Here is a 23,379-nt window from a genome sequence, read left to right as displayed (position 1 = left end):
GTCAGTTTCCTGTGTTCTGGAGGCTTGCCGGCAGCGTGAAACGGAAAGTGGCTCCCTGGCCAGGTTGACCGCGGGATTCGATGTCACCGCCGTGGCGATGGATGATGCGTTGTACGGTGGCCAGGCCAATGCCTATGCCGGGGAATTCGTCCTGCCGGTGCAGGCGCTGGAAGGGTTTGAACAGACGTTCGGCATGGGCCATGTCGAATCCGGCACCGTTGTCGGAAACGCATATCCAGCGCTTTCCTTCCCTGGTTTCCGAATAGACCCGGATGACTGGCGAGGCGACCCGGCTGCTGTATTTCCAGGCATTGTCGAGCAAATTGTCGATGACCACCTCGATCATTCGCTCATCCCCGGCCACATCCAGTCCAGGTTCGACCTGCCATTGCCCCTGGCGTTCCGGTGTTTCGCCAGCCAGCGTTTGCAGCTTGCGCGTCGCCATGCTGGAGATGTCCACCGGATTGCGCAGCAATTCGCCGCGGGTGCTGCGCGACAGGGTCAGGATGCCGTCGATCAGGTCGCCCATCCGCCGGCTGGCGATGACGATCTGATCCAGATAGCCGCGCGCTTCGTCGCTCAGTTCATTGCCGTAGTCCTCGACCATGGCTTGCGAGAAACCGCTCATGGCACGCAAGGGCGCGCGCAGGTCGTGGGACACGGCGTAGGCGAAACTTTCCAGCTCGGCGTTGGCGGCGCTCAGCTCCGAGGTCCGTTCGAGTACCCGGCGCTCAAGATCGGCGTTGAGTTGGCGGATATCCTCCTCGGCCTGTTTCTGCCGGCTGATGTCTTCGGAAAATATGACGATGCCGCCGACCGGGCCATCGGCCTCGTGCCACGGATGAACTTCCCAGCGTATCCACTGGACGCTGCCGTCGGCCCGCCGGAAGCGCTCGGCATCGGCGCGCACGACTTTGCCGGCGAGGCCGCGGCGGTGAACCGCTTTCCACTCTTCCGTGATCTCGGGCAGGATGGCGTAATGGCTTTCGCCGATGATGTCGTGTCCGGTCAGGGCATAATCGGCCAGCCAGCGCCGGCTGACCGCGATGTAGCGCATTTCCCGGTCGAACATTGCCAGCGCTGCCGGTGCGTGTTCGATGAACAGCGCCAGCCGCTCGCGGCTCTCGTGGAGTGCGGCGAGGGCTTTTTCGGCACGCTCCCGGGCAGCATTGGCGTCCTGCATCTGATTCAGGGTCGCAATGCGCGCCTGCTTCTGCTGCGTCAGCGCGGCGCTCTGCGCTGCTGCCAGCGCCTGTTCGGCGCGTTTGCGCTCGGTGATGTCAAGGGCGTAGGCGACCCGGTTGATCGCCTGCCCGTCAGCATCCTTGAGCACGGTGATGTCGAGCAACACCGGGAAGCGGCTGCCATCCCGGCGGCGGTGTTCGGTTTCCAGAACGCCATGGGTGCTGTGGTCGATGGATGCCAGGTATTGACGGATCTCCGGCTGGCGGTCTTCGGGGAAAACAGTGCCAATCGGTTTGCCAGTCAGTTCTTCGGGGGTATAGCCCCTTTCCCGGGCAAAAGCCGGGTTGACCGCAATAAAGGCGTTGCTCCTGGCATCCGAGATGGCCAGTCCCAACTGGGCCTGCTCGAAAGCCTCGGCCCACAGGCGCAGACGGTTTTCCGCCAGGCGGTTGTCGGTGACGTCAAGGAAGGTGGAGAGCATGCCGTCGGCCAGCAGGATGCCGAATATCTGGACCATTCGCTCGCTACCATCCTTGCAGGTGACGCGGTACTCGCCGGCCTCGATGTCGCCATTGCGCTGCCGGGCCAGGTCGACGGCAGCCTGCCAGCGTGCTGTCACTGCGGTGTGGTATGCCGGATCGGGATAAGCCTGAAGCCACCAGTCATCAAGGCTGGGCGTGTCGTTCAGGGTAAAGCCGAACAGTCGTTCGTGGCACTTGTTCTGGGCGATGAGTCGGCCGTTCTGGTCAGTCAGGACCATGGCTACCGGGGTGTCGTCAAACAGTCGCCGGAAACGGGTTTCGCTGCTGCGGTGAGCTTCCCTGAAAGTGGCGCCCTGCCTGCTTGCCAGCCGTTCCTTGCGGACCGCGTTGAGGACGATGCCGGTGATCAGGCTCAAGGCCAGCAATGATCCGGCAAGGCTGAGCAAATAGTGCCGGTCGTTATCGGCGCGCAGCTTGTTGATTTCCGCCTGGGCCAGGGCATCCAGTTTTCCGGCCTTGCGCTCGAGCGCACTGAACGCGATGCGCAAGCGGACGGGCGTTGCCAAGTCCCCCGCTGGTGCGTTTCGCCAGTTTTCGAGCTGTTTCAGGAAGGATTCAGCCGTCTGGCGGAATGTTTCGGTTTCTTCCGCGCTCAGGGATTCGAGTCTGGACAGCGAGCGTTCGAAGGAAAGCACAGACTGCCGGAGCAGGACAATGCCCTCGGCCCGGTTGAAGGGGGTCTGCGGATCACCGCCCAGACTGAACTGCAGGAAACCTTTTGCCAGGTGAACCTGGGCCTGGCGTAACTCGCCAAGCTGGCGGGATGCCTGCTGCAGCGAGCGGCGCTGTTCAAAGTGCAGCCAGCTCAGGAGGGCGATGACACTGAGGCCGAGAATCACCGACAAGGCAAACCAGCGCCGGAAACCGTGCTTCGGTGCGTCGGGAGCAGGATGTACGGTAGTGTTCACGGCTTGACCTCGCTGCTCAGCCCAAGTCGTACCAGCAGTTCGCGATGGTCCTTGCTGCCCAGGTAGGCATGCAGGGCCTTGTTCCATCCCTGGCGCAAGGCCCGCTCGCTCAGGCGGAAGGCAAACGCCGTGCGGCCGTAAGTCATGTCGTCACCCGGCGTGCTTTCCGGAAATACCGCGTCGGTACTGCCCAGCTGGTTTTGCCGGGAAAGCCAGCGTACCGACGGTTCGGACAACATCAACGCATCGGCCAGCCCGGCTTCAACCGCGACCCGCCCGGTCAGTGCATCCGGAACGCGCAAAGGCTGCGATTTGCCGCTGCTGAATTCCTGTATCAACTGTTCCTCAATCGAGCCGGCCAGTACCGCGATACGCAATTCGGGCCGGGACGATGCCTGGCGATAGGAGAGGATCCCCTTGGGATTGTCCCGGCTGACCAGCAGTCCGGGACGCACATGCCATGTCGGATCGGAGAAGGCGACCCGTTTGGCGCGATTAGGGGTGATGAACATGCCGGCGGCGATGACGTCAATGCTGCCATTTTCCAGCTCAGGAATCAGCTCGCCGAATTCCAGTTGTCGCCATTCCAGCTGTTTGATGCCAAGAGCGGCGGCAATACGCCGGGCAATTTCCGGTGCTTCCCCCGTCAGTCTGCCGTCGGCCTCGATGACGGCGTACGGTGGTTCAACGGCATAGCCGATCCGCAGGGGAGCGCCGGCTTGCAGCCGCTGCAACGAGTTGTCGGTGCCGCTGTAGAGCCAGACAAGCGCTGCCACGATCAGGATGAGAATGCCCAGGCTGGCCGGGTTGCGATATGGCTTCATCCGGCGTGCCGTTCGTGGCTGCTGACCTCGGTGAATCCAAGGTCAAAGGCTGGCGGGCGGCCGGTCTCCCGGTGCAGTTCGTTGATCTGTTTCTTCAAGTCGATCATCTGCAACTCCCGGCCGACAGCGGCGCTGTTGAAACGCTCGAGCTCATCGATATTCCGTCGCAGTTCGAGTTCAGCCTCGCGTCTGGCGGTGATGTCGCGTGACAGAACGATGAAGTGTCCGGTACCGTCGCTAGCCTTCTGCTTGCAGGCCACGGAGAGTTCGAAGTGATGAAGGCCACCTGGCAACGGCAGGCTGATGGTGCGGCCGTAGTCGCTGCCATGCGTCCGGGCGCTGGCAATGGCGGCCATCACCGTTGTCGCTGCCTCGGCCGGCAGAACCTCGGAAACGGTATGCCCGAGCATTTCCTTGACCGGCGCTGCCAGCAATTGCTCGGCGGTTGCTTCTAGCTTGATGTAGCGGCCATTGGCGTCAAGTTCGAACAGCAGGTCGGGTATGGCATGGAGCGTTGCGTGCAGGTCGTCGGTCAATTGCCGGACATCGGCCAGCGCACGGTTGTATTCGGTGACATCCCTGGCGATCCCGAAATGACCGATGATGGCGCCTGAAGCATCGCGCAGGGGCGCTTTGGTGGCCAGGAATACTCGTTCGCCCTGCGCCGTGGCGAGCCGTTCTTCATGCGTCGTTGCTTGTCCGTCGCGGACGATTTCTTCGCCGATCTTCGCCAGCATGGCCGCTTGTTCAGGCGGGAAGATGGCCGCATCGGTCTTGCCCAGGACGTCATCGGGCTGCTTGCCGACAAAGGCACCGGCCGCACGATTGAAGAGGATGTAGCGCCCTGCCAGATCCTTGGCGAAGATGGCGTCTTCCGAACTGTCGGCGATGCTCTCCAGCAATTGTGTCGCACGCCGTCGTTCCGAGCGCAGTTCCCCCTGTTTCCTTTGCCCTGTCAGTAATTGCTGCCCAAGGCGATGGACCAGTACGAAGACGAGCGCCGAGGTGACTGCGACAAACAGCCAGCCCTTGATGATGCTCGCCCGAACCAGTTGCGCAGGTTCGGTGAACAGGGCTTCGATGAGGCTGTCGGAGAACAGTATCCAGCTACCGGCAAGCAGCGCGTAGATCGTCGCGATCCGGAGAGCGGCCAGTTTGCTTGTCGAGGCGATAGTCATGCGCTGCTCCGGAGTGGCTGGCGGCAGCAGTTGTCCGAAAGCTCTGCTAGACCGGAAAGCTGGGGTCCGGTCGTATTTTCAGGGGGTCAAGAGCTGCCATGTGCCTTGATTTAACCACAAGAAGACATGCCAGGGGGGAATCTACCTATTACGGATGAATAGAGACAGAGCGGGGCTGGCAGCAGGCAGGCATGAAAAAAGGAGGCCGCGGCCTCCTTTTTCGAAACTGTCCTCGGGCTTACTTGACCTTGCCCAGGATGTAGTCAACTGCGCCCTTGATCTCGTCATCCGACAGGGCTGCAGCGCCGCCCTTCGGCGGCATGGCACCCTTGCCATTGAGCACCGAGGTGTAGAGTGCGGCAGTGCCGGTGGCAACACGCGGTGTCCAGGCGGCCTTGTCATCAAGCTTCGGGGCGCCGGCTGCGCCAGTGTTGTGGCAGGCGCCGCAAACGCTGTTGTAGACCGTCGGACCGTCTTTCGGAGCGCCACCTTCGGCCGGGGCTTCTGCCTTGGCCAGTGCGAAGCGGGCAACCGGCTGGATGCGCAGTTCTGCTTCGTCAGCGCCGGCACCGCTGTTTGCGGCGGAGTCGAACGACTTGTTGGTCAGCGGGAAAATGATGGCAATCAGGACGATGGCGACGATGATCGTCGCCCACATGATGCTTTTGGAGGAGTGTTGCTCGGCCATGCTGAAGACCCCATGTGCGAAGTGGACAAAGTCCCTAATTATAGCGGTTAGCTCATGATTTCGCGCAAAAAAAACCCCGCCAGCGGCGGGGGGGAAAATTCTCGAATGGGGGAATTCGAGAGGAGGGGTTCAATGCCATTGCAGTGTATGCCGGGGGATGCTTTTGGTCTGTCGCTCTTTCGTGCCCGTTCTGTAACCAAATGTAGTGGCCTCACCGCAGTCCGCTGCGCAAAAGCCCTGCTAAGATGGATGCCATGAACGATCTTGAACAGCTTGCCGCCCGCATCGGGGAACGGCTTCTGGCCCGCGGCGAATGGCTGGTGGCCGCAGAATCCTGCACCGGGGGCTGGGTGGCGCAATCAGTGACTGCCGTTGCCGGAAGCTCAGCCTGGTTCGACCGTGGCTTCGTGACCTACTCGAACGCCGCCAAGGTGGATATGCTGGGAGTGCCACAAACCACCATCGACCGCCATGGAGCGGTTTCGGAGGCAGTTGCCCGGGCGATGGCCCAGGGGGCGCTCGCCCATGGACGGGGTGACTGGGCGCTGGCGGTTACCGGCATCGCTGGTCCATCGGGTGGTTCCATTGAAAAACCGGTGGGCACCGTGTGTTTCGCCTGGGCGGGCCGCGATGCAGGTTGCGAGGCGCAAACCTGTCGTTTTGATGGCGATCGTGCATCTGTGCGCGAGCAATCGGTACGCCATGTGCTGCGGGGCTTGCTCGAACGACTGGAAAATCAGCCCTTGCTGGCGTGAACTAGCGGATTGCTTCCGTGACAATGTCCCGCAGCAGTTTTTCCAGCGCGAGACCGCTTTTGCCCGGCGGCTTCCGGTAGGCAACCCAGGTCTTGCCGGTTTCCGCCAGGGTGTATACCGCGATGGTGAAGGGGCAATTCACGATGTCGTGGGGGTCGGTTTCCATCATCTGCCGTGACAGGCTGGCTGAGCAGAATTCAATCACTTCGGCGTTTTCGTAGAGGCGTCGGGCGGCACCGAGGTCGGCGGCGGTGCGGTCGAGCATCTCGCCGATGCGGCCGGTGTAGTTGATGACCAGCCCCTTGTTTTCGATGGCCATGACGACGGCGTCGCGGGTGTCGGCGAAATTGTCCGGCGAGGCCTGGCGGACGCGCCAGTCATCGGCGATCGCGCTACCCAGTGTGGCGAGCAGGAAGAAGAACAGAGAAATGCGGCGCATGGGGTTCTTTCCGGTGAATTGAATGCTGCATTGCAAATGTTGCGGTCGACCCGGGTGAAAACCGGAAAACGGGCTCAGCCGGGCAGTGGTTCAAACAGTGCGGCCAGATCGTCGTCGCCGAATTTCACATCGACCTCATGATCCTCCGAAAGAATGCCGGCGGCGAGTTCCGCCTTGCGTTCCTGCAGGGCAAGGATCTTTTCTTCAATGCTGCCGCTGACGATCAGTTTGTACACGAAAACCGGCTTGTCCTGGCCCAAGCGGTGGGCGCGGTCGGTGGCCTGGTTTTCCACCGCCGGATTCCACCACGGATCGTAGTGGATGACGGTATCGGCGGCGGTCAGGTTGAGACCGACGCCGCCGGCTTTCAGGCTGATCAGGAAGATCGGCACTTCGCCGTCCTGGAAGCGACGGATCGGCGTTTCGCGGTCGATGGTGTCGCCGGTGAGTTTTGCATAAGGCAAACCGATGCTTTCCAGTTCCTGTTCGATCAGCGCCAGCATGCTGGTGAACTGGGAAAACAGCAGGATCCGGCGGCCTTCGTCGACCAGTTCAGGCAGCATCGCCATCAGCAGGTCAAGTTTCGCGCGCTCGCTCACCTTGCGCGCCGACATGGCTTTGACCAGGCGCGGGTCGCAGCAGACCTGGCGCAGCTTGAGCAGTGCGTCGAGAATGACGATCTGGCTGCGGGCGAAGCCGCGCTGGGCGATTTCGTCGCGCACCTTGGCATCCATCGCGGCGCGCACCGTTTCATAGAGGTCGCGCTGGGCGCCTTCGAGTTCGACGCTGCGCACGATGATCGTCTTCGGCGGCAGTTCCTGGGCAACGTCTTCCTTCTTGCGGCGCAGGATGAACGGGCGGATGCGCCGGGCGAGCAGGTCGCGGCGGTCGAAATCGCCGGCTTTCTCGATCGGCGTGCGCCAGTGCCGGGTGAACTGCTTGCTGCTGCCGAGGAAGCCGGGCAGCAGGAAGTCGAACTGGCTCCACAACTCGCCGAGGTGATTTTCCAGCGGCGTACCGGTGAGGCACAGCCGGTGCCGCGTGTCGATCTTGCGCACGGCTTCGGCGCTGCGGCTCTGGGCGTTCTTCACGGTTTGCGCTTCGTCGAGGATGAGCAGGTGATAGCTGTGCTGCATCAGTTCGTCGGCATCGCGCCAGAGTAGCGGGTAGGTGGTCAGGACGACGTCGTGGGTGACGATTTCGGCAAAGCGGCTCTTGCGTTCCGGTCCGTGCAGCGAGAGTACGCGCAGGTCGGGGGCAAAACGTGCGGCCTCGCTCTTCCAGTTGAAGATCAGCGAGGTCGGCAGGATGACTAGGGCCGGCTTGTCGAGACGTCCGGCTTCCTTCTCCAGCAGCAGGTGGGCAAGCGTCTGGGCGGTCTTGCCCAGGCCCATGTCGTCGGCCAGGATGCCGCACAATTTCTGCTCGCGCAGGAACTGCAGCCAGGCCAGGCCTTCTTTCTGGTAGGGGCGCAGGTCAAGGCGCAGGCCCTTCGGTGGCTCGATGTCGACGATGCCCTGGGCGGCCTGCAGCCGCTCGGCCATCGCCAGCACGTCATTCTGACCGCGAAACTCCCAGCGGCTGGTATCGGTCAGTTCGGCCAGACGGGGCGCGTCGAAGCGCGACAGGCGCAACGTCGGTCCGCCGCTAAAGCCATCGAACAGGTCGATCAGCGTGGCGGCCAGCGGTTTGATGCGGCCGGCCGGTACGCGCAGTCGTTTGCCGGCCGGCGTCAGCAATTCGATGCTTTCGTCGTCGGCGATACGTGCCAGTTCGATCCCTTCCAGCCAGCGCGGGTCGCGGCGGAACAGCGTGGACAACAATGGTGCCAGTGGCAGGCGCTGGCCTTCGACGAGAATGCCCATGTCGAGATTGAACCAGCCGTCGTCGGCTTCGACCAGCTCGGCATCCCAGGCGTCGACTTCGACGACGTGGTGACGGAAATCCTCCGGGAACTCGATCTGCCAGCCAGCCAGTTTCAGCCGCGGCAGTTGTTCCTGCATGAAGCCCGACCACGCGCTTTCACTGGCCAGGCCGTGAATGCCTTCCGGCGGGCTGCCGAAGGTGTTGAGCGTGTTTGCCGGAATCTTCTGCAAGCCGCTGGCAGCAAGACTTGCCAGCGCCTGCGCTTCGTCGTCGTGGCGGCGCTTGATGCGTACCGTTTCTCCTTCCGGCAGCGTGACGAACTCACTCTCTTCGTCCGGGCGCAGATCGGCGTCGCCGTAGCGGAAAATGACGTGGGCAACATCGAACAGGCCGCCGCCGAAACTGAAGGGATAGCCCCGCCAGGGGCGTTGGCCGTGCGTGTTCAGCGTGTCGAGTTGCAGCACCGGCTGCAGCGGCGTTTCGATCAGCCGCAGTCGGGCGCCGGCGTCTTCTGCCGGCAACGGCAGGTCGGGGGCCAGTTCGGACAGGGCATCGGCGACCAGGCCGGCTTCTTTTGCCGACAGTGGGGGAAGCGAAAACAGGCGGTTGACCACGGTAGGGTTGCCGGTCACCGTCAACGGCCCGGTCTCGCCTTCAGTCAAATCGACATACCAGGGCGGGTTGACCGCAATGATCAGTTCGGTTGCCGGCTCCGGTTTCAGGTAGGGGCGCTGGAAGCCCTGGCTGTCGATCTGCCAGCCGACGCTGGCCGGGCGGGCGTCGCCGGTATGCAGGGGCAGCGCAAGATCGGCTTCCGGATACAGGCGGTGCGTCGCTGCCATCCGTTCAAGAATTTCCGCACCGTGCTTCGGGCCCAGTCCGTAGGCACGCAGGCCGCTGTCGTGGCCGCGCTCGGCCCAGATCAGACGCAGGATGCCGAGGTCTTCCTCGGTGACGAACTGTGGCGGCGTCACCAAGGCGCGGTCGACCTTCCACCATTCTTCGGCGTTTTCCGGGTATTTGCCCTTGCGCAGTTCGATGCCGAAACGGCGCCGGTCGGCGGTCCATTTCAGGATGTAGTAGAGCTGCTGGCGTGCGCTGGCCGGTCTGGCCTTTTTCTTGGCGACGGCGATCGACGCCCGGCGCAGGTCTTCGACCCAGGACATGACGCTGGTGCTGACCCGCTCCTTGGGGTTGCGTTCCTCAAGGGCCTTCAGCAGGACGGCAGCGATATGCTTGCAATGCTTGCCGACCGGGCAGGTGCACCGGGCGATCAGCTTGCTGCCCTTGTCTGTCGGGGCAATCAGGGCTTCGACGCGATAGGGCTGGCGGGCCGAACCGGGCACGACGGCGCGCATTTCGCCGTCTTCGACGGTGAAATCGCGAACCAGATCGACATAGGGGCGTCCCTTGCCGATTTCGGCCTCACCCAGCCAGTCGGCGATGTCGTCCTCGGTATAGCTGTAAGCCAGCTCGGCGGGTGTCTGCATCAGAAGTACGGGCGGGCGAACAGGATGGCAAGCAGGATGGCGATCACGGCAAGCCACAGATTCTGCCGCCGCTGCGTGGCAATCAGTTGTTCAAGCTGCGGTTGCAGATCAGCCTTGGGCGGGCTGGCCAGGACCTGGTGCACGAGACGCGGCAACTGCGGAATGCTGCGCGCCAGATACGGCGCCTCCTGCTTGAAGGTGCGGACCAGGCCGCGCCAGCCGACCTGTTCGCTCATCCAGCGTTCGAGGAAGGGCTTGGCGGTTTTCCACAGGTCGAGTTCGGGGTCGAGCTGGCGGCCTAGGCCTTCGATGTTGAGCAGGGTTTTCTGCAGCATCACCAGTTGCGGCTGGATCTCGACATTGAAACGGCGCGAGGTCTGGAACAGGCGCAGCAGGATCTTGCCGAAGGAAATATCTTTCAGCGGGCGGTCGAAGATCGGTTCGCAGACGGCGCGGATGGCAGCCTCGAATTCGTCGACACGGGTTTCCTTGGGGGCCCAGCCCGATTCGATGTGCGCTTCGGCGACGCGCTTGTAGTCGCGGCGGAAGAAGGCGAGGAAATTCTGCGCCAGGTAATTCTTGTCGCTATCGGTCAACGTGCCGACGATGCCGAAATCCAGTGCGATGTAGCGCCCGTCGGCATGCACGAAGATGTTGCCGGGGTGCATGTCGGCATGGAAGAAACCATCACGGAATACCTGGGTGAAGAAAATCTCGACACCGGCCTCGGACAGTTTCGACAGGTCGATGCCATCGGCTCGCAGCTTGTCCGTCTGTGAAATGGGCGTGCCATGCATGCGTTCCATGACCATCACCGTTGAAGTGCAGAAATCCCAGTGGATTTCCGGCACGATCAGCAGCTTCGAGTCGGTGAAATTGCGGCGCAGTTGCGATGCATTGGCGGCTTCGCGCATCAGGTCGAGTTCGTCGCGCAGGTATTTGCCGAATTCGGCTACCACTTCCCGCGGCTTCAGGCGCTTGCCGTCGGACCACAGCTTTTCCAGCAGCATGGCGCCGCTGTCCATCAGGGCCAGATCGTGCTCAATGACCGACAGCATGTTCGGGCGCAGTATCTTCACGGCGACCTCATGGCCGCCGTCCCGTTCGTGCAGCCGGGCAAAGTGCACCTGGGCGATTGAGGCCGAGGCGACCGGCACCGGGTTGAATTCGGCAAAAACCTCGCTCGCTGGTCGGCCGTAGGCCTTTTCGATCTCCTGCAGGGCGAGTGCGGAATCGAAGGGCGGTACGCGATCCTGCAGTTTTGCCAGCTCGTCGGCGATGTCGGTCGGCATCAGGTCGCGCCGGGTGGACAGTACCTGGCCGAACTTGACGAAGATCGGGCCAAGGGCTTCCAGGGCCAGGCGCAGACGTTCGGCACGTGGTGCCGACAGGTTGCGCCAGAATTGCAGGGCGTTGGCCAGGCGTGCCAGGCGACCGGACGGCTCGTGTTCGAACACCATCTCGTCCAGCCCGAAACGGCTGGCAACGGTGGCGATCTTGAGCAGGCGGAAAAGGCGCATTGATGGGGTCCGGGCCGGAATTCGGTCAAACGAGCATGTTAACACGCTCGCAGGTATTGCGCTTCCCGTGGCGACACAGTATGGCAATTACTTCACGGCTTTGTCGTCTCTTCAGATAAACTTTCCTCATCGGTGCGGGTGCCGCATGGCTGCCCCGTTGCCCCAATCCTTTTTGTGCAGAGATGCCTGAACAACGCAATCCTTCCGAAATAGCCCGCGAGGCCCTGAAGCGTCTGGCCGAGCGCCATCTGGCGCCGACGCCGGCCAACTATCAGGCGTGCTACAACGAAATTGCCAATCTGCCGAACGTGATGCCTTTCCCCGAGCCTCCGTTACGCCAACTGGCGGCGGGCCTGTGTCCGCGTGGTGAGGTTCAGATCGCCCAGTTGTCACGTCTCGATGCGGCAATTTCCGGGCGTAGCTGGCAGGGGGTGCAGGATGCCCTGCAGGCTTACATCGCCGCTGCGGCCCCGTCGCAGGGGGCGACACAGTTGCCGCACGAGGTCAGCACTGCGTTGCTGCAATTGTTCGAAGCGGTCTTTCCTGCATTCGGTCGGGATGATCTGCATTTTTGCGCCGCCGTGGATGAGTTGCTTGCTGCGTTACGCGTCACGCCTTGCGAATTTTCCCGTCTTGAAGTCGTGCTCCGGAATCTGGCGGGTCTTGCGCCGTACGCAGTTGCCGAGCAGGCCGAAATTCGCGAAGCGCTGCTCAAGCTGTTGCACCTGATCATCGAGAATATCGGCGAGTTGAGCCTGGACGACGCCTGGTTCAAGGGGCAGATCGATGGCTTGCTGGCTGCCGTCGAGCCGCCGCTGACCTTGCGTCACCTTGACGAGATGGAGCGTCGCCTGCGCGACGTGATGGACAAGCAGAGCCGGGCTCGGGCGCGGTCGGTGGAAGCGCAGGAGGAAATGCGCAAGATGCTTTCCGCGTTCATCGAGCGCCTGTCTACCATGAACGAAAGCAGCTCGGCCTTTCAGGGAAAGATCGAAGCCAGCGCCAGGCAGATCGAGATGGTTTCACGTCTGGAGGATCTGGCGCCGCTACTCAAGGACGTGGTTTCGGCAACGCAGACCATGGCCGAGGAAACCGCCAGTTCGCGCGAGCAGCTGCGGGCCCTGCAGGATCGGGTGCTGGCGACCGAGGCCGAGCTGGTCCAGTTGCATCGCGAACTTGACAGTGCCAGCTCCCTGGCGCGCCACGACCCGCTGACCGATACCTTGAACCGCAAAGGGCTGGATGAGGCGCTGGAGCGAGAGATTTCCGCGGTACGCCGGCGCAACACGCCGCTTTCGCTGTGTCTGCTCGACATCGACAACTTCAAGCGGCTCAACGACCGCCTGGGGCACGAGGCGGGGGACAATGCGCTGATCCATCTGGCCAATGTCGCCCGGGCCTGCATGCGCCCGACCGATACGCTGGCCCGTTATGGCGGAGAGGAATTCATCATCCTGATGCCGGATACCACACTGGAGCAGGGTGTCGAGGCGATGGTCCGGCTCCAGCGCGAGCTGACGAAGGCTTTTTTCCTCTCGGGCAGGGACAAGGTGTTGATCACCTTCAGCGCCGGGGTGGCGCAGTTGGTCAACGAAGAGCGTGGCAGCGATGCGATCCGCCGCGCCGATCAGGCCATGTACCTGGCCAAGCGGGCCGGCAAGAATCGCGTTTTCGGCGCCTGAGGTTTCGTCCGGTGTCGGATCTGGCCTGTTTCCCGCCGGTTGCCACGCCTGATGCGCGCATCCTCATCCTCGGCAGCATGCCCGGCCAGGCTTCACTGAACGCGGGGCAATACTATGCACATCCGCGCAACGCCTTCTGGCCGATCGTCGGCGAACTGCTCGGATTCTCTCCCGATTTGCCCTATCCGCAGCGTCTGCAATTGCTGCAGGCTGCGGGCATTGCCTTGTGGGACGTGATCGCCGCCTGTGAACGGTCGGGCAGTCTGGATGCGGCTATCGTGCCGGACAGCATTCGGGCCAATGATTTTGCTGCTTTTTTTGCGGTCCACCGTGAAATCCGAGATGTTTTCTTCAATGGCGCTGCGGCCGAGCAGGCTTTCCGTCGCCATGTCGCGCCCCGGCTGTCGCTTGCCGGGCTGAGTTTCCGGCGTCTGCCATCGACCAGCCCGGCGCATGCCGCACAGGGCTTTGCGCAGAAGCTGGCGGCCTGGTCGGTAATCCCCGGGCTGCCGAAGGGCAGCGACAGCGTATAATCGCGCTTTTGCTATTTTCAGCCGATCTCAATGGCCCAAGACGTCAAGAACCAACTGACCGCCCTGTTGCAACAGGCGCTGGCCAGCGTTGCCCCCACGGCAACCGATACCCCGATCCATCTGGAACGCCCGCGTGATCCGACGCATGGCGACTTCGCGACCAATCTGGCGATGCAGCTGGCCAAGGCGCTGAAGAAGAATCCGCGCGAGATTGCCAACCAGTTGCTGGCTGAATTGCCACCGTCCAAATTGGTCATCAAGGCCGAAGTGGCCGGTGCGGGTTTCATCAATTTCACGCTGGATGCCGGTACCAAGACCGACATCGTCAAGGCCGTGCTGGCGGAAAAAGAAAATTTCGGCCGGTCGACCGCAGGCGGCTGGCAGAAGGTTCAGGTCGAATTCGTTTCGGCCAACCCGACCGGTCCGCTGCACGTCGGTCATGGTCGCGGCGCCGCATACGGCGCTTCGTTATCCAGCCTGCTGACCTTCGCCGGTTGGGATGTCACCCGCGAGTACTACGTCAATGACGCCGGCCGGCAGATGGACATCCTCGGCCTGTCGACCTGGCTGCGTTACCTGGAGCAGCACGACGTTGTCGTGCCTTTCCCGCCGAACGCCTACCAGGGCGGCTACGTGCGCGACATGGCGGCGCAACTGAAGAATGCCCATGGCGACAAGTACGTTCGTACCGCCGACGCGGTGCAAGCCGGCACGCCGGGCCTGCCGGATGCCGGTCGGGCCGATGACGAAGCCAAGCAGCAGCGCGAACTGCATCTTGACGCGCTGATCGCGAAAGCCAAGGAACTGCTCGGCGCCGACTGGGAATACGTGCACCAGCACGCGCTCAACGAACAGCTGGCCGACTGCCGCGACGACCTCGAACAGTTTGGCGTGCATTTCGACGTCTGGTTCTCCGAGAAGGCACTTTACGACACCGGTCTGGTTGCCCGCTGCGTCGATCTGCTGGAAAAGAAGGGCCAGCTGTACGTGCAGAACGGCGCCCGCTGGTTCAAGTCCACCGCCTTCGGCGACGAGAAGGATCGCGTCGTCCAGCGCGAAAACGGGTTGTACACCTATTTTGCTTCCGACATCGCCTACCACCTGAACAAGTTCGAGCGTGGTTTCGACAAGGTCATCAACATCTGGGGCGCCGATCACCACGGCTACATCCCGCGCGTCACCGGCGCGATCAAGGCGCTGGAGCTCGATTCGGACAAGCTGCAGGTCGCCCTCGTCCAGTTCGCCGTGCTCTACCGCAACGGCCAGAAGGCCTCGATGTCGACGCGCTCGGGCGAGTTCGTCACGCTGCGCGAGTTGCGCGGCGAGGTCGGCAACGACGCCTGCCGCTTCTTCTACGCGCTGCGCAAGTCCGACCAGCACCTCGACTTCGACCTCGATCTGGCGAAGAGCCAGACCAACGAGAACCCGGTGTACTACATCCAGTACGCGCATGCCCGCATCTGTTCCGTGGTCAACCAGTGGGGCGGCGACATCGCGTCGCTGGCCGATGCCGACCTGTCGCTGCTTGCCAATCCACGTGAGCTGGCGATTGCCAACCAACTGGCCCAGTTCCGGGAAGTGATCGAAAGCGCCGCCCGGGATTTGGCACCGCACATGATTGCCTTCTACCTGAAGGATCTGGCCGGTGAGTTCCACGGCTGGTACAACGCCGAGCGCATGCTGGTCGACGATGCTGCGCTGCGCGATGCCCGCGTCGCCCTGGCGGCGGCGGTACGCCAGACGATCCGCAACGGCCTGGCCATCCTTGGTGTCGGCTGTCCGGAATCCATGTAAGGAAAAGCATGACTCGCGACATGAAATCCTCAAAACGCCAGCCGGCCCGGAGCAAATCCGGCGGCGGTACGCTGATCGGCATGTTCATCGGGCTCGTCCTCGGTGTCTGTCTGGCTGCGGGCGTTGTCTGGTACATCAACAAGGCGCCCTTGCCGTTCAACAACAACGCGGCCCAGAGCGGCGAGCCCAGGCCACCGCTGGCTCAGCCGGGCCAGCCGATGGCGCTGCCCGGCAAGCCCGGTGATCCGGTCCCGGAAAAGCGTTTCCAGTTCTACGACATCCTGCCGGGCAAGGCGGATGCCGTGCCGGACAAGGCCGGTGCTGCGCCAACGCCCACCGAGGCCGTCAAGGCCGAAGCACCGAAGGAAGCAGGCAAGGAAAGCAAGGCGCCGCTTTTCCTCCAGGCTGGCTCGTTCAGCACCGCCCAGGATGCCGACAACCAGAAGGCCAAGCTGGCTTTCATGGGGATCGAGTCCTCGGTGCAGCAGGTGATGATCGAGGACCGGACCCTGTACCGGGTCCGCATCGGGCCGTATTTCAAGCTCGAAGAATTGAACAAAGTCCGGTCCGAACTTGCCAAATCAGGCATTGAAGCCCAGTTGTCCAAGTAAAAAGGAGTCACGCATGGAATTTGCACGTCGCCGTTTCGTCTCTGCCGCGCTCGCGCTCGGTGCCACGATGACCGTTGCCGGTCCGCTTGCCGCACAAACTGCCGGTCGCGATTTCACGGTGCTCAACCCGGCTCAGCCGACCGACGATGCCGCGAAGATCGAGGTCGTCGAATTCTTCAGCTACGGCTGCCCGCATTGCGCCGATTTCAATCCGCTGCTGACGCTGTGGGCGGCCAAATTGCCGGCCGATGTCGTGCTCAGGAAGGTGCCGGTCAGTTTCGGTCGCGCTGCCTGGGGCAATGCCGCCAAGCTTTTCTATGCGCTCGAGGTCACCGGTGACCTGAAGCGTCTGGAGGCTGATGTCTTCAAGGCGATCCACCAGGACCGTACCAACCTGTTTGACGAGAAGACCATCGTGGGTTGGGTGTCAGCGCGTGGTGTGGATAGCAAGAAGTTCACCGATGCCTTCGGTTCGTTCGGCGTGCAGAGCAAGTTGCGGCGCGGTGACCAGATGGCGCATGCGTTCAAGATCGAAGGTGTGCCGGCGCTGGCTGTCGATGGCAAGTTCCTGATCGCCACGCTCGGTTTCGACCAGCAACTGGCCGTGGCGGACAAGCTGATTGCCCGGGTGCGCAGCGAAAAGTCCGGCAAGAAGTAATTGACGCTGAAGGTCTTCATTACAGGCGCCTCGTCGGGTATCGGCGAGGCGCTTGCCGTTTACTACGCCGGAAAAGGCGCGACGCTGGGCCTGGCGGCACGGCGCCGCGATTTTCTCGACGGCTTGAACCAGCGTCTTGGCGGGGGGCATGCCTGTTATCCGCTGGATGTAACCGATGCGCCGGCGCTGCATGACGCAGCGATGGATTTCATTGCCCGTTTCGGTGCGCCGGACATCGTCATCGCCAATGCCGGCGTTTCGGCCGGTACGCTGACCGAATGCGAGGAAGACTTGGCGGTCTTTCGCCGGGTCATGGACATCAACGTTTTCGGCATGGCGGCGACCTTTGCGCCGTTCATTCCGGCGATGAAGGCGGCAGGCGGTGAACGGCGCCTGTGCGGCATTGCCTCGGTCGCCGGCATTCGCGGCCTGCCGGGGGCGGAGGCCTATTCGGCGTCGAAGGCGGCGGCGATCGCCTACCTGGAGAGTCTGCGGCTGGAGATGCGCCCGCAGGGCATCAAGGTGGTGACGATTGCGCCCGGCTACATCGAGACGCCGATGACTGCGGTCAACCCCTACAAAATGCCGTTTTTGCTGCCGGCACCGCAGGCGGCCGAGCGCTTTGCCGCAGCCATAGCGCGCGGTGTTTCGTACACGGTGATCCCCTGGCAGATGGGCCTTGTCGCCAAACTGCTGCGTCTCTTGCCCAACTGGCTGTACGACCGCCTGTTTACCGGCGCGCCGCGCAAGCCGCGAGGGCTGTTGCGCGACTGAATTTCAATGCTGCGTCGAGTGCAGCAGGATGCCCGGGTCATTCTCGCTGATGCCGCTTTGCTCGGCAAAGTAGCCGTGTAGCGGACACTCGCGACCGGGCGGGCAGTCGTGTTCATGCGCGCATTCGCACTGGGTTTCGTCGGTCAGCACCATTTCGTGCACGGCTTCGCAACGGGCGATCGGGGCGTCAAAGATGGACATGGCAGTCTCCTCATTGTTGTTGGCTTCTCTTTCACTATAGAAGCTATCGGGAGAATCACCGGGAATTCCGTTACTTCATGGGTATCTGCCGGCCCGGCTTGCTAAAATAGCGCGATGCCCGAACTCAAGATCAATGGCGAAAGCCGCCAATTTCCCGACCCGCTGACCGTTGCCGGCCTGATCGAGCAACTGGGCTACGCGGGCAAGCGCATCGCCGTCGAGAGAAACGGCGAAATCGTTCCGAAGAGCCAGCATGCGGCAACGCCGCTGGTTTCGGGCGATCAACTCGAAATCGTCGTCGCCGTCGGCGGCGGCTGAAAGGGAGAATTCCATGCATCAACTGACCATCGCCGGCAAGGCGTACCGTTCGCGTTTGCTGGTCGGCACCGGCAAGTACAAGGACTTCACCGAGACGCGCGCGGCCATCGACGCCTCCGGCGCCGAGATCGTCACCGTCGCCGTGCGCCGCGTGAACATCGGCCAGGACGCCAGTCAGCCCAGCCTGCTCGACGCCGTCCCGCCGTCGCAATTCACCATCCTGCCCAATACCGCCGGCTGCTACACCGCCGACGACGCGGTGCGCACGCTGCGCCTGGCGCGTGAACTGCTCGACGGGCATCCGCTGTGCAAGCTCGAAGTCCTCGGCGACCCGACCAACCTCTTCCCGAACATGCCGGAAACGCTGAAGGCCGCCGAAACCCTGGTCAAGGAGGGTTTCGAGGTGATGGTCTACTGCGCCGACGATCCGATCCAGTGCAAGATGCTCGAGGAAATCGGCTGCGTCGCGGTGATGCCGCTGGCCTCGCTGATCGGCTCTGGCATGGGCATCGTCAATCCGTGGAACCTGCGCCTGATCATCGACAACGCCAAGGTGCCGATCATCGTCGATGCCGGCGTCGGCACCGCCTCGGACGCGACCATCGCCATGGAACTCGGCTGCGACGGCGTGCTGATGAACACCGCCATCGCCCACGCCAAAGATCCCGTGCTGATGGCCAGCGCCATGAAGAAGGGCATCGAAGCCGGCCGCGAGGCTTTCCTGGCTGGCCGCATGGCCCGCAAATACTACTCGGCCGACCCGTCGTCGCCGACTTCCGGACTGATCGGCTCATGAACGACGAGCTGCTGATCCACCCCGCCGCCGAAGGCGACGAAGGCGAATACACCGCCGGCCGTACCGGGCATGGCCACATCAAGAGCTTCGTCCGCCGCGCCGGCCGCATGTCGGAAGCGCAGCAGCGCTACTACGAGACGATGCTGCCCAAGATCGGCATTCCCTACCAGCCGGAAAACATCGACCTGACGGCGGTGTTCGGCCGCCAGGCACCGAAAATCCTCGAAATCGGCTGCGGCATGGGCGAAACCACGGCACGGATCGCCGAGGCGCACCCGGAAAACGACTATTTCGGGCTGGAAGTCCATGTCCCCGGTGTCGGCGCATTGTGCAAGCTGATCGCCGAGAAGAACCTGAGCAACCTGCGCATCGGCAACCACGACGCCGTGGAAGTGGTGCGCGACATGCTGCCGGAAGCCTCGCTCGACGGCATCCACATCTTCTTCCCCGATCCCTGGCACAAGTCGCGGCACAAGAAGCGCCGGCTGATCCAGCCGCCCTTCGTCGCGCTGCTGGCGACGCGCCTGAAACCGGGCGGCTACATCCACTGCGCCACCGACTGGGAAAACTACGCGCTGCAGATGCTTGAAGTCCTCGGCGCTGAAGCCAGTCTGGAAAACAGTGTCGCCAACCCGTCGACCGCAGCACTCACTGCGGCGCTCGACGCCGATTCCGCCGCCGGCCTCGCCGGCTTCGCCCCGCGCCCGGATTACCGGCCGCTGACCAAGTTCGAGAACCGCGGCCTGCGTCTGGGCCACGGTGTCTGGGACCTTGTCTTCAGGAAACGCTGACTCCCGGTTATTTGCCGGGGCGCTGGTAATGACGTCGGCGGCCGCGACTCGCGTCGTGGCCTGCCCGCCCTATCCTGAAAAAGAAGAAGCTGCAGTCTGTTACGGATTGTAATAGGAATTAATATCAATTAGAATCGTTGCGTTGAAATTCTTCACGCAAGCAAGCCGCCGTCGCCAGCCAGTGTGTCCTCATTCTCAAGGGAGAAAACATGGTGCTGCGAATGACGCCGGTTGCGCTGGCAATCAGTCTGCTTGCCTTGCCTCAATGGGCATTGGCTCAATCTGTTGCAACGACGGAAGCGGGGGGCGAAGTCACGCTATCCACCGTTCAGGTTTCCGCAAATGCCGAAACCGCGTCGGATCTGCCCGGAGTGTACGCGGGTGGCCAGGTCGCCAAGGGGGCGCGCCTCGGTCTGTTGGGCAATCAGGATGTCATGGACACGCCTTTCAGTGTCACCAGTTACACCGCCAAACTGATCGAGGATCAGGGCGCAAAGACGGTGGCCGATGTGCTTGATAACGATCCTTCGGTCCGTTTCACCACCTCGGGCTCGCATGCTTTCGAGAATTTCCGTCTGCGCGGCTTTGATGTTCACGGCTCCGATCTGGCGATCAACGGCATGTACGGTCTGGCCCCGTTGGGCAATTCCACGCTGGAGTTCGTTGAGCGGGTCGAAGTGCTCAAGGGGCCGAGCGCGATGTTCACCGGCATGGCGCCCAGCGGCGGTATCGGCGGCACCATCAACCTGGTGCCCAAGCGCGCTGCCAATGATCCGCTCACCCGGGTGACGCTGGATTACCAAACGCAGAGCCAGTTCGGTACCAGCGTTGATGTCGGGCGTCGTTTCGGCGCCGACAAGGCGGTAGGGCTGCGCGTCAATGCTTCGTATGGCGATGGCGAGACGGCCTTGAATGGGCAGGACAAGACGCGCAAGTTCCTCTCGGCGGCGCTGGATTATCGTGGCGAGTCCCTGACGGCTTCCCTGGATGTGTACGACAGCAAGCTGTCTTTCTCGGGCGGTTCGCCGGCGATGTTCGGCTTTGCCAACCCGGATATTCCTGCAGCACCGGATCCGAGCGTGAACATGCTGCGTTCGGCTGCTGGCGAGCTTGAGAGCAAGGCCGTGATTGCCCGTGCCGAATATGCGTTCAACAAGAATTTTTCCGCCTTTGCCAGCATTGGTACGAGAAAGCATGATTATTCCGGCTGGGTGAATGGTACCCACGTGCATAACGTTCAACCCAATGGCAGCGCGCAGGTGCGCGGTGTCGCCCAGCGCGGCTACGATGAAGGCGTGGCTGCCGAGGCTGGTGGGCGCTTTGGCTTCAACACCGGCGCCGTCCGGCACGAACTGGTGCTGCAGGCGTCACGTACGGTGCTGGAGTCCGGCTATCTCTCCAATACAACGGGGATGCTGGCGAGCAATATCAGCAATCCGATAACACCGCCGTTGCCGGCAATGCCAGTCGGCTCCGTACCAAAACTCAGCGACACGACGCTGTCCAGCCTGGCCCTGGTGGATACCCTGTCCTTCATGCAGGATGCCGTGCGCCTGACGCTTGGCCTGCGCCAGCAGCAAGTCGAACAGACCAGCTACAACGTGGCTGGCGTGGAGACCAGTGATTACGACGAGAAGGCATTGACGCCGGCGGTGGGCCTGGTGGTCAAACCCTGGGGCGAGGGGATTTCCCTGTATGCCAGCTACGTTGAGGGCCTGAGCCAGGGTGCTAGCGTGAAGGTAGCCAACGGCTATGCCCAGGACCAGATTTTCAAGCCGTACAAGACTGAACAGAAGGAGGTGGGGGTCAAATGGAATGCCGGTACCTTCACCAATACCGTCAGCCTGTTCGAGATCGCCAAGCCGGAATTGATCACGACCGGAACCGCGCCCAACCTGGTCGCCTCGGATGGCGGTGAATCGCGGGTTCGTGGTCTGGAATGGAATACCTTCGGTCAAATTACATCCACTGTCCGTGTGCTGGGCGGGATTTCCTATACCAAGAGCGAACTGACCAAGACAGCAGGCGGTGTGAACGAAGGCAACGAGCTTTTTGGCGTACCGCGCTGGCAGGGCAATCTCGGTACCGAATGGGATACGCCGCTCGGTGGCCTGAGCCTGAACGCTCACTTGATCGCCACTTCCGCTCAATATCTGAATAACGCCAACACCTACCGGATTCCGGGATGGAGCCAGGTGAACGTGGGTGCCAGGTACGAAACCGTCGTGGCGGCGCACAAGACGACGCTGCGCCTGAACATCAGGAACCTGTTCGACCGTCACTACTATTCCGGCAGTTTTGCCGAACCGCGCGCCACCCTTGCGGAGGGGCGCACCGTGCAGGCTTCCGTGACTGTGGATTTCTGATCCCGTGTCGCGTTTTGCCAGACTGTTGCTGTTGATTGGCCTGGTGCTGGAAGCGTTCGCGCTGCCAGCCCATGCCGCCTCACAGCCGGACTCCTGGGCGCCGGTGATCGTGCCGGCGGCACGTCAGCTTGACGTGCGTTCGTCGGTTGGCGGTCATGCTTATCGCCTGTTCGTCTCGGTGCCGGATTTTCCGGTACCGGCGAATGGTTTTCCGGTGCTCTACGTGCTCGACGGCAACGCTGCCTTTCCCGTGGCCGCTTTCCTGGCGCGTGGCGCGGCAGGGCGCAGCGAGGTGACCGGCCACGTGCCGCCGATCGTGGTCGGTATCGGTTACCCGGGAGATAGCGACTTCGACGTGCCTTCCCGCCGCCGCGACTACACGCCGGGCGGTGCCCAGCTTTTTCTCGATTTCATCGAACACGAGGTGAAACCGCTGATTGCGGCAAATCATCCGGTCGACCGCAGCCGGCAGGCAATTTTCGGTCATTCCTTCGGTGGGCTTTTCGTCCTGCATGCCCTGTTCAAGCGGCCAGGCAGTTTTTCGACCTTCATTGCATCCAGCCCGTCGATTTGGTGGCAGGACAAGGTGCTGCTCAATGATCTGCCGGCCCTGCAGCAGGGCGGAGTCCGGCCGCGGTTGCAGATCAGCGTCGGCGCGCTGGAAGACGATCCACCCAAGGGCAATTATCCGCCCGAGATGCGGGCGATGATCGCCAGCCGCCTGATGATTCCGCCGGCCCGTGAACTGGTGGCGCAACTTGACGGCGAGTCCGGCTGGGCGGGGAAGGTGGTCTATCACGAACTGGCCGGCGAGGATCACGGCCCGGCCTGGTTGCCGGCACTGAGCCGCGGCATGCAGTTTTTCCTCGAACAACCTTGAGCTTGTCCCGATGAACGTATTCACTTCGACCGGCCTGCTGCTGAGCTTTCTCGGGTGCAGCGCGATCTACCTGGCCTCGCCCAACCAGCGCTGGCTGCTTCGGCCCCTGCCCGCCGGATCGGGGCGTCTCGCCGGCAGCGTGCTGCTGGTTCTGGGCTGGCTTGCGCTGTGGCAGGCCATGCAGGCGCTTACCGCAGCGTTCGTTTTCCTGACCTGGCTGATGCTGCTGTTCTCGCTCCTGCCGTATGTCGCTGCCTGGCGGCGGCCGGAAGGGGGGCGCTGACATGGCCGACAAGCTGCCGCCGATCCGGCGCGACTGGGTGTCGAAAAGCCTAGCCGGTTTCCTGCTTGGTGCTGTCCTGGCGTTTGGCGCCAGTGGCCTGTTCAATGCGCTGAATGCGGGCATGCCGCTGTCCGTGCGCGGGCAACTGGCGATGTGGATCGTGCCGCCGGTCTGGCTGGGTGTGCTCGGTGGCGTCTATTTCTTTGCCAGCGGCACCCGCGCCTGGATGTGGCTGGGGACTGCCAGCGCCATCGTTCTTGGCCTGCTGTTCGCATTGCGATTAGCCTGAATCCGACG

General features: G+C 62.6%; 22 protein-coding genes. 14 read left to right on the top strand and 8 right to left on the bottom strand.

Annotated elements, in window-relative coordinates; translation table 11 throughout:
* Window position 1 precedes the first annotated feature (1 nt).
* From BJN45_RS12530 to BJN45_RS12515, 4 genes are all read right to left on the bottom strand, one after another.
* The gene (locus BJN45_RS12530) at window positions 2-2,635 is read right to left on the bottom strand and encodes a PAS domain-containing sensor histidine kinase (protein WP_170873087.1); all 2,634 of its coding nucleotides are present in this window, start codon (window positions 2,633-2,635) and stop codon (window positions 2-4) included.
* Window positions 2,632-3,459 (bottom strand): transporter substrate-binding domain-containing protein, encoded by an 828-nt coding sequence (locus tag BJN45_RS12525; protein ID WP_076095721.1) that lies wholly within the window; start codon window positions 3,457-3,459, stop codon window positions 2,632-2,634. Before BJN45_RS12525 ends, BJN45_RS12530 begins: the two co-directional genes overlap by 4 nt.
* The gene (locus BJN45_RS12520) at window positions 3,456-4,637 is read right to left on the bottom strand and encodes a PAS domain-containing protein (protein ID WP_076095719.1); all 1,182 of its coding nucleotides are present in this window, start codon (window positions 4,635-4,637) and stop codon (window positions 3,456-3,458) included. Before BJN45_RS12520 ends, BJN45_RS12525 begins: the two co-directional genes overlap by 4 nt.
* Before the next feature lie 238 nt (window positions 4,638-4,875).
* Window positions 4,876-5,325 carry a c-type cytochrome gene (locus BJN45_RS12515; RefSeq protein WP_076095717.1) on the bottom strand — a complete coding sequence of 150 codons (450 nt, stop codon included), beginning with the start codon at window positions 5,323-5,325 and terminating at the stop codon, window positions 4,876-4,878.
* Window positions 5,326-5,579: 254 nt separating this feature from the next.
* Here BJN45_RS12515 and pncC point away from each other — a divergent pair, with 254 nt between their 5' ends.
* Entirely contained in the window at window positions 5,580-6,080 is a 501-nt protein-coding gene (gene pncC, locus BJN45_RS12510; RefSeq protein ID WP_205750585.1) for a nicotinamide-nucleotide amidase, read from the top strand.
* A gap of 1 nt (window position 6,081) precedes the next feature.
* Here pncC and BJN45_RS12505 read toward each other — a convergent pair whose 3' ends face one another.
* From BJN45_RS12505 to ubiB, 3 genes are all read right to left on the bottom strand, one after another.
* Window positions 6,082-6,519 carry a DUF302 domain-containing protein gene (locus tag BJN45_RS12505; RefSeq protein ID WP_076095714.1) on the bottom strand — a complete coding sequence of 146 codons (438 nt, stop codon included), beginning with the start codon at window positions 6,517-6,519 and terminating at the stop codon, window positions 6,082-6,084.
* Between the two features lie 74 nt (window positions 6,520-6,593).
* Window positions 6,594-9,875: a DEAD/DEAH box helicase gene (locus BJN45_RS12500; protein WP_076095712.1), complete on the bottom strand. Its 3,282-nt coding sequence runs from the start codon at window positions 9,873-9,875 to the stop codon at window positions 6,594-6,596.
* The gene (gene ubiB, locus BJN45_RS12495; RefSeq protein ID WP_076095711.1) at window positions 9,875-11,395 is read right to left on the bottom strand and encodes a ubiquinone biosynthesis regulatory protein kinase UbiB; all 1,521 of its coding nucleotides are present in this window, start codon (window positions 11,393-11,395) and stop codon (window positions 9,875-9,877) included. The genes BJN45_RS12500 and ubiB overlap by 1 nt, the downstream gene beginning before the upstream one ends.
* 182 nt (window positions 11,396-11,577) lie before the next feature.
* Here ubiB and BJN45_RS12490 point away from each other — a divergent pair, with 182 nt between their 5' ends.
* Genes BJN45_RS12490 through BJN45_RS12465 form a run of 6 tightly spaced genes read left to right on the top strand, consistent with a single transcriptional unit; the run spans window position 11,578 to window position 17,447 of the window.
* Window positions 11,578-13,077, top strand: a complete 1,500-nt coding sequence (locus BJN45_RS12490) for a GGDEF domain-containing protein (RefSeq protein ID WP_076095709.1) — start codon at window positions 11,578-11,580, stop codon at window positions 13,075-13,077.
* Between the two features lie 11 nt (window positions 13,078-13,088).
* Entirely contained in the window at window positions 13,089-13,610 is a 522-nt protein-coding gene (locus BJN45_RS12485; RefSeq protein ID WP_076095707.1) for a DNA-deoxyinosine glycosylase, read from the top strand.
* 30 nt (window positions 13,611-13,640) lie between these two features.
* Entirely contained in the window at window positions 13,641-15,404 is a 1,764-nt protein-coding gene (gene argS / locus BJN45_RS12480; protein ID WP_076095705.1) for an arginine--tRNA ligase, read from the top strand.
* 20 nt (window positions 15,405-15,424) lie between these two features.
* On the top strand, window positions 15,425-16,015 hold the full coding sequence (locus BJN45_RS12475; protein ID WP_240494567.1) for an SPOR domain-containing protein: 591 nt from the start codon (window positions 15,425-15,427) through the stop codon (window positions 16,013-16,015).
* A 13-nt stretch (window positions 16,016-16,028) separates the two neighbouring features.
* Complete coding sequence (locus BJN45_RS12470; RefSeq protein WP_076095701.1) at window positions 16,029-16,673, top strand: thiol:disulfide interchange protein DsbA/DsbL; 645 nt, start codon at window positions 16,029-16,031, stop codon at window positions 16,671-16,673.
* Window positions 16,674-17,447, top strand: a complete 774-nt coding sequence (locus tag BJN45_RS12465; RefSeq protein ID WP_076095699.1) for an SDR family oxidoreductase — start codon at window positions 16,674-16,676, stop codon at window positions 17,445-17,447.
* A gap of 3 nt (window positions 17,448-17,450) precedes the next feature.
* On the opposite strand, the gene BJN45_RS12460 is transcribed toward BJN45_RS12465, so the two are convergent.
* Window positions 17,451-17,648, bottom strand: a complete 198-nt coding sequence (locus BJN45_RS12460; protein ID WP_076095697.1) for a hypothetical protein — start codon at window positions 17,646-17,648, stop codon at window positions 17,451-17,453.
* Between the two features lie 114 nt (window positions 17,649-17,762).
* Between BJN45_RS12460 and thiS the strand changes: the two genes are divergently transcribed.
* The 7 genes from thiS to BJN45_RS12425 all read left to right on the top strand — a co-directional run bounded on the left by thiS (window position 17,763) and on the right by BJN45_RS12425 (window position 23,371).
* Window positions 17,763-17,966, top strand: coding sequence for a sulfur carrier protein ThiS (gene thiS, locus BJN45_RS12455; protein ID WP_076095695.1), 204 nt, complete (start codon window positions 17,763-17,765; stop codon window positions 17,964-17,966).
* A 13-nt stretch (window positions 17,967-17,979) separates the two neighbouring features.
* Window positions 17,980-18,762, top strand: a complete 783-nt coding sequence (locus tag BJN45_RS12450) for a thiazole synthase (RefSeq protein ID WP_076095692.1) — start codon at window positions 17,980-17,982, stop codon at window positions 18,760-18,762.
* Window positions 18,759-19,553, top strand: a complete 795-nt coding sequence (gene trmB / locus BJN45_RS12445) for a tRNA (guanosine(46)-N7)-methyltransferase TrmB (RefSeq protein WP_076095690.1) — start codon at window positions 18,759-18,761, stop codon at window positions 19,551-19,553. The genes BJN45_RS12450 and trmB overlap by 4 nt, the downstream gene beginning before the upstream one ends.
* Before the next feature lie 209 nt (window positions 19,554-19,762).
* Complete coding sequence (locus tag BJN45_RS12440) at window positions 19,763-21,919, top strand: TonB-dependent receptor (RefSeq protein ID WP_083651271.1); 2,157 nt, start codon at window positions 19,763-19,765, stop codon at window positions 21,917-21,919.
* 4 nt (window positions 21,920-21,923) lie between these two features.
* Window positions 21,924-22,799, top strand: coding sequence for an alpha/beta hydrolase (locus tag BJN45_RS12435; RefSeq protein WP_083651269.1), 876 nt, complete (start codon window positions 21,924-21,926; stop codon window positions 22,797-22,799).
* Window positions 22,800-22,809: 10 nt separating this feature from the next.
* Complete coding sequence (locus BJN45_RS12430) at window positions 22,810-23,082, top strand: hypothetical protein (RefSeq protein WP_076095689.1); 273 nt, start codon at window positions 22,810-22,812, stop codon at window positions 23,080-23,082.
* A 1-nt stretch (window position 23,083) separates the two neighbouring features.
* Entirely contained in the window at window positions 23,084-23,371 is a 288-nt protein-coding gene (locus tag BJN45_RS12425) for a hypothetical protein (protein ID WP_076095687.1), read from the top strand.
* The last annotated feature ends 8 nt before the right edge of the window (window positions 23,372-23,379 follow it).

Origin of the sequence: Azonexus hydrophilus (genome assembly GCF_001956855.1) — a bacterium.
GTDB classification, from domain to species: domain Bacteria; phylum Pseudomonadota; class Gammaproteobacteria; order Burkholderiales; family Rhodocyclaceae; genus Azonexus; species Azonexus hydrophilus_A.
The sequence above is the reverse complement of the archived record's forward strand: the minus strand, read 5'-3'. Positions and strand labels throughout refer to the sequence as shown.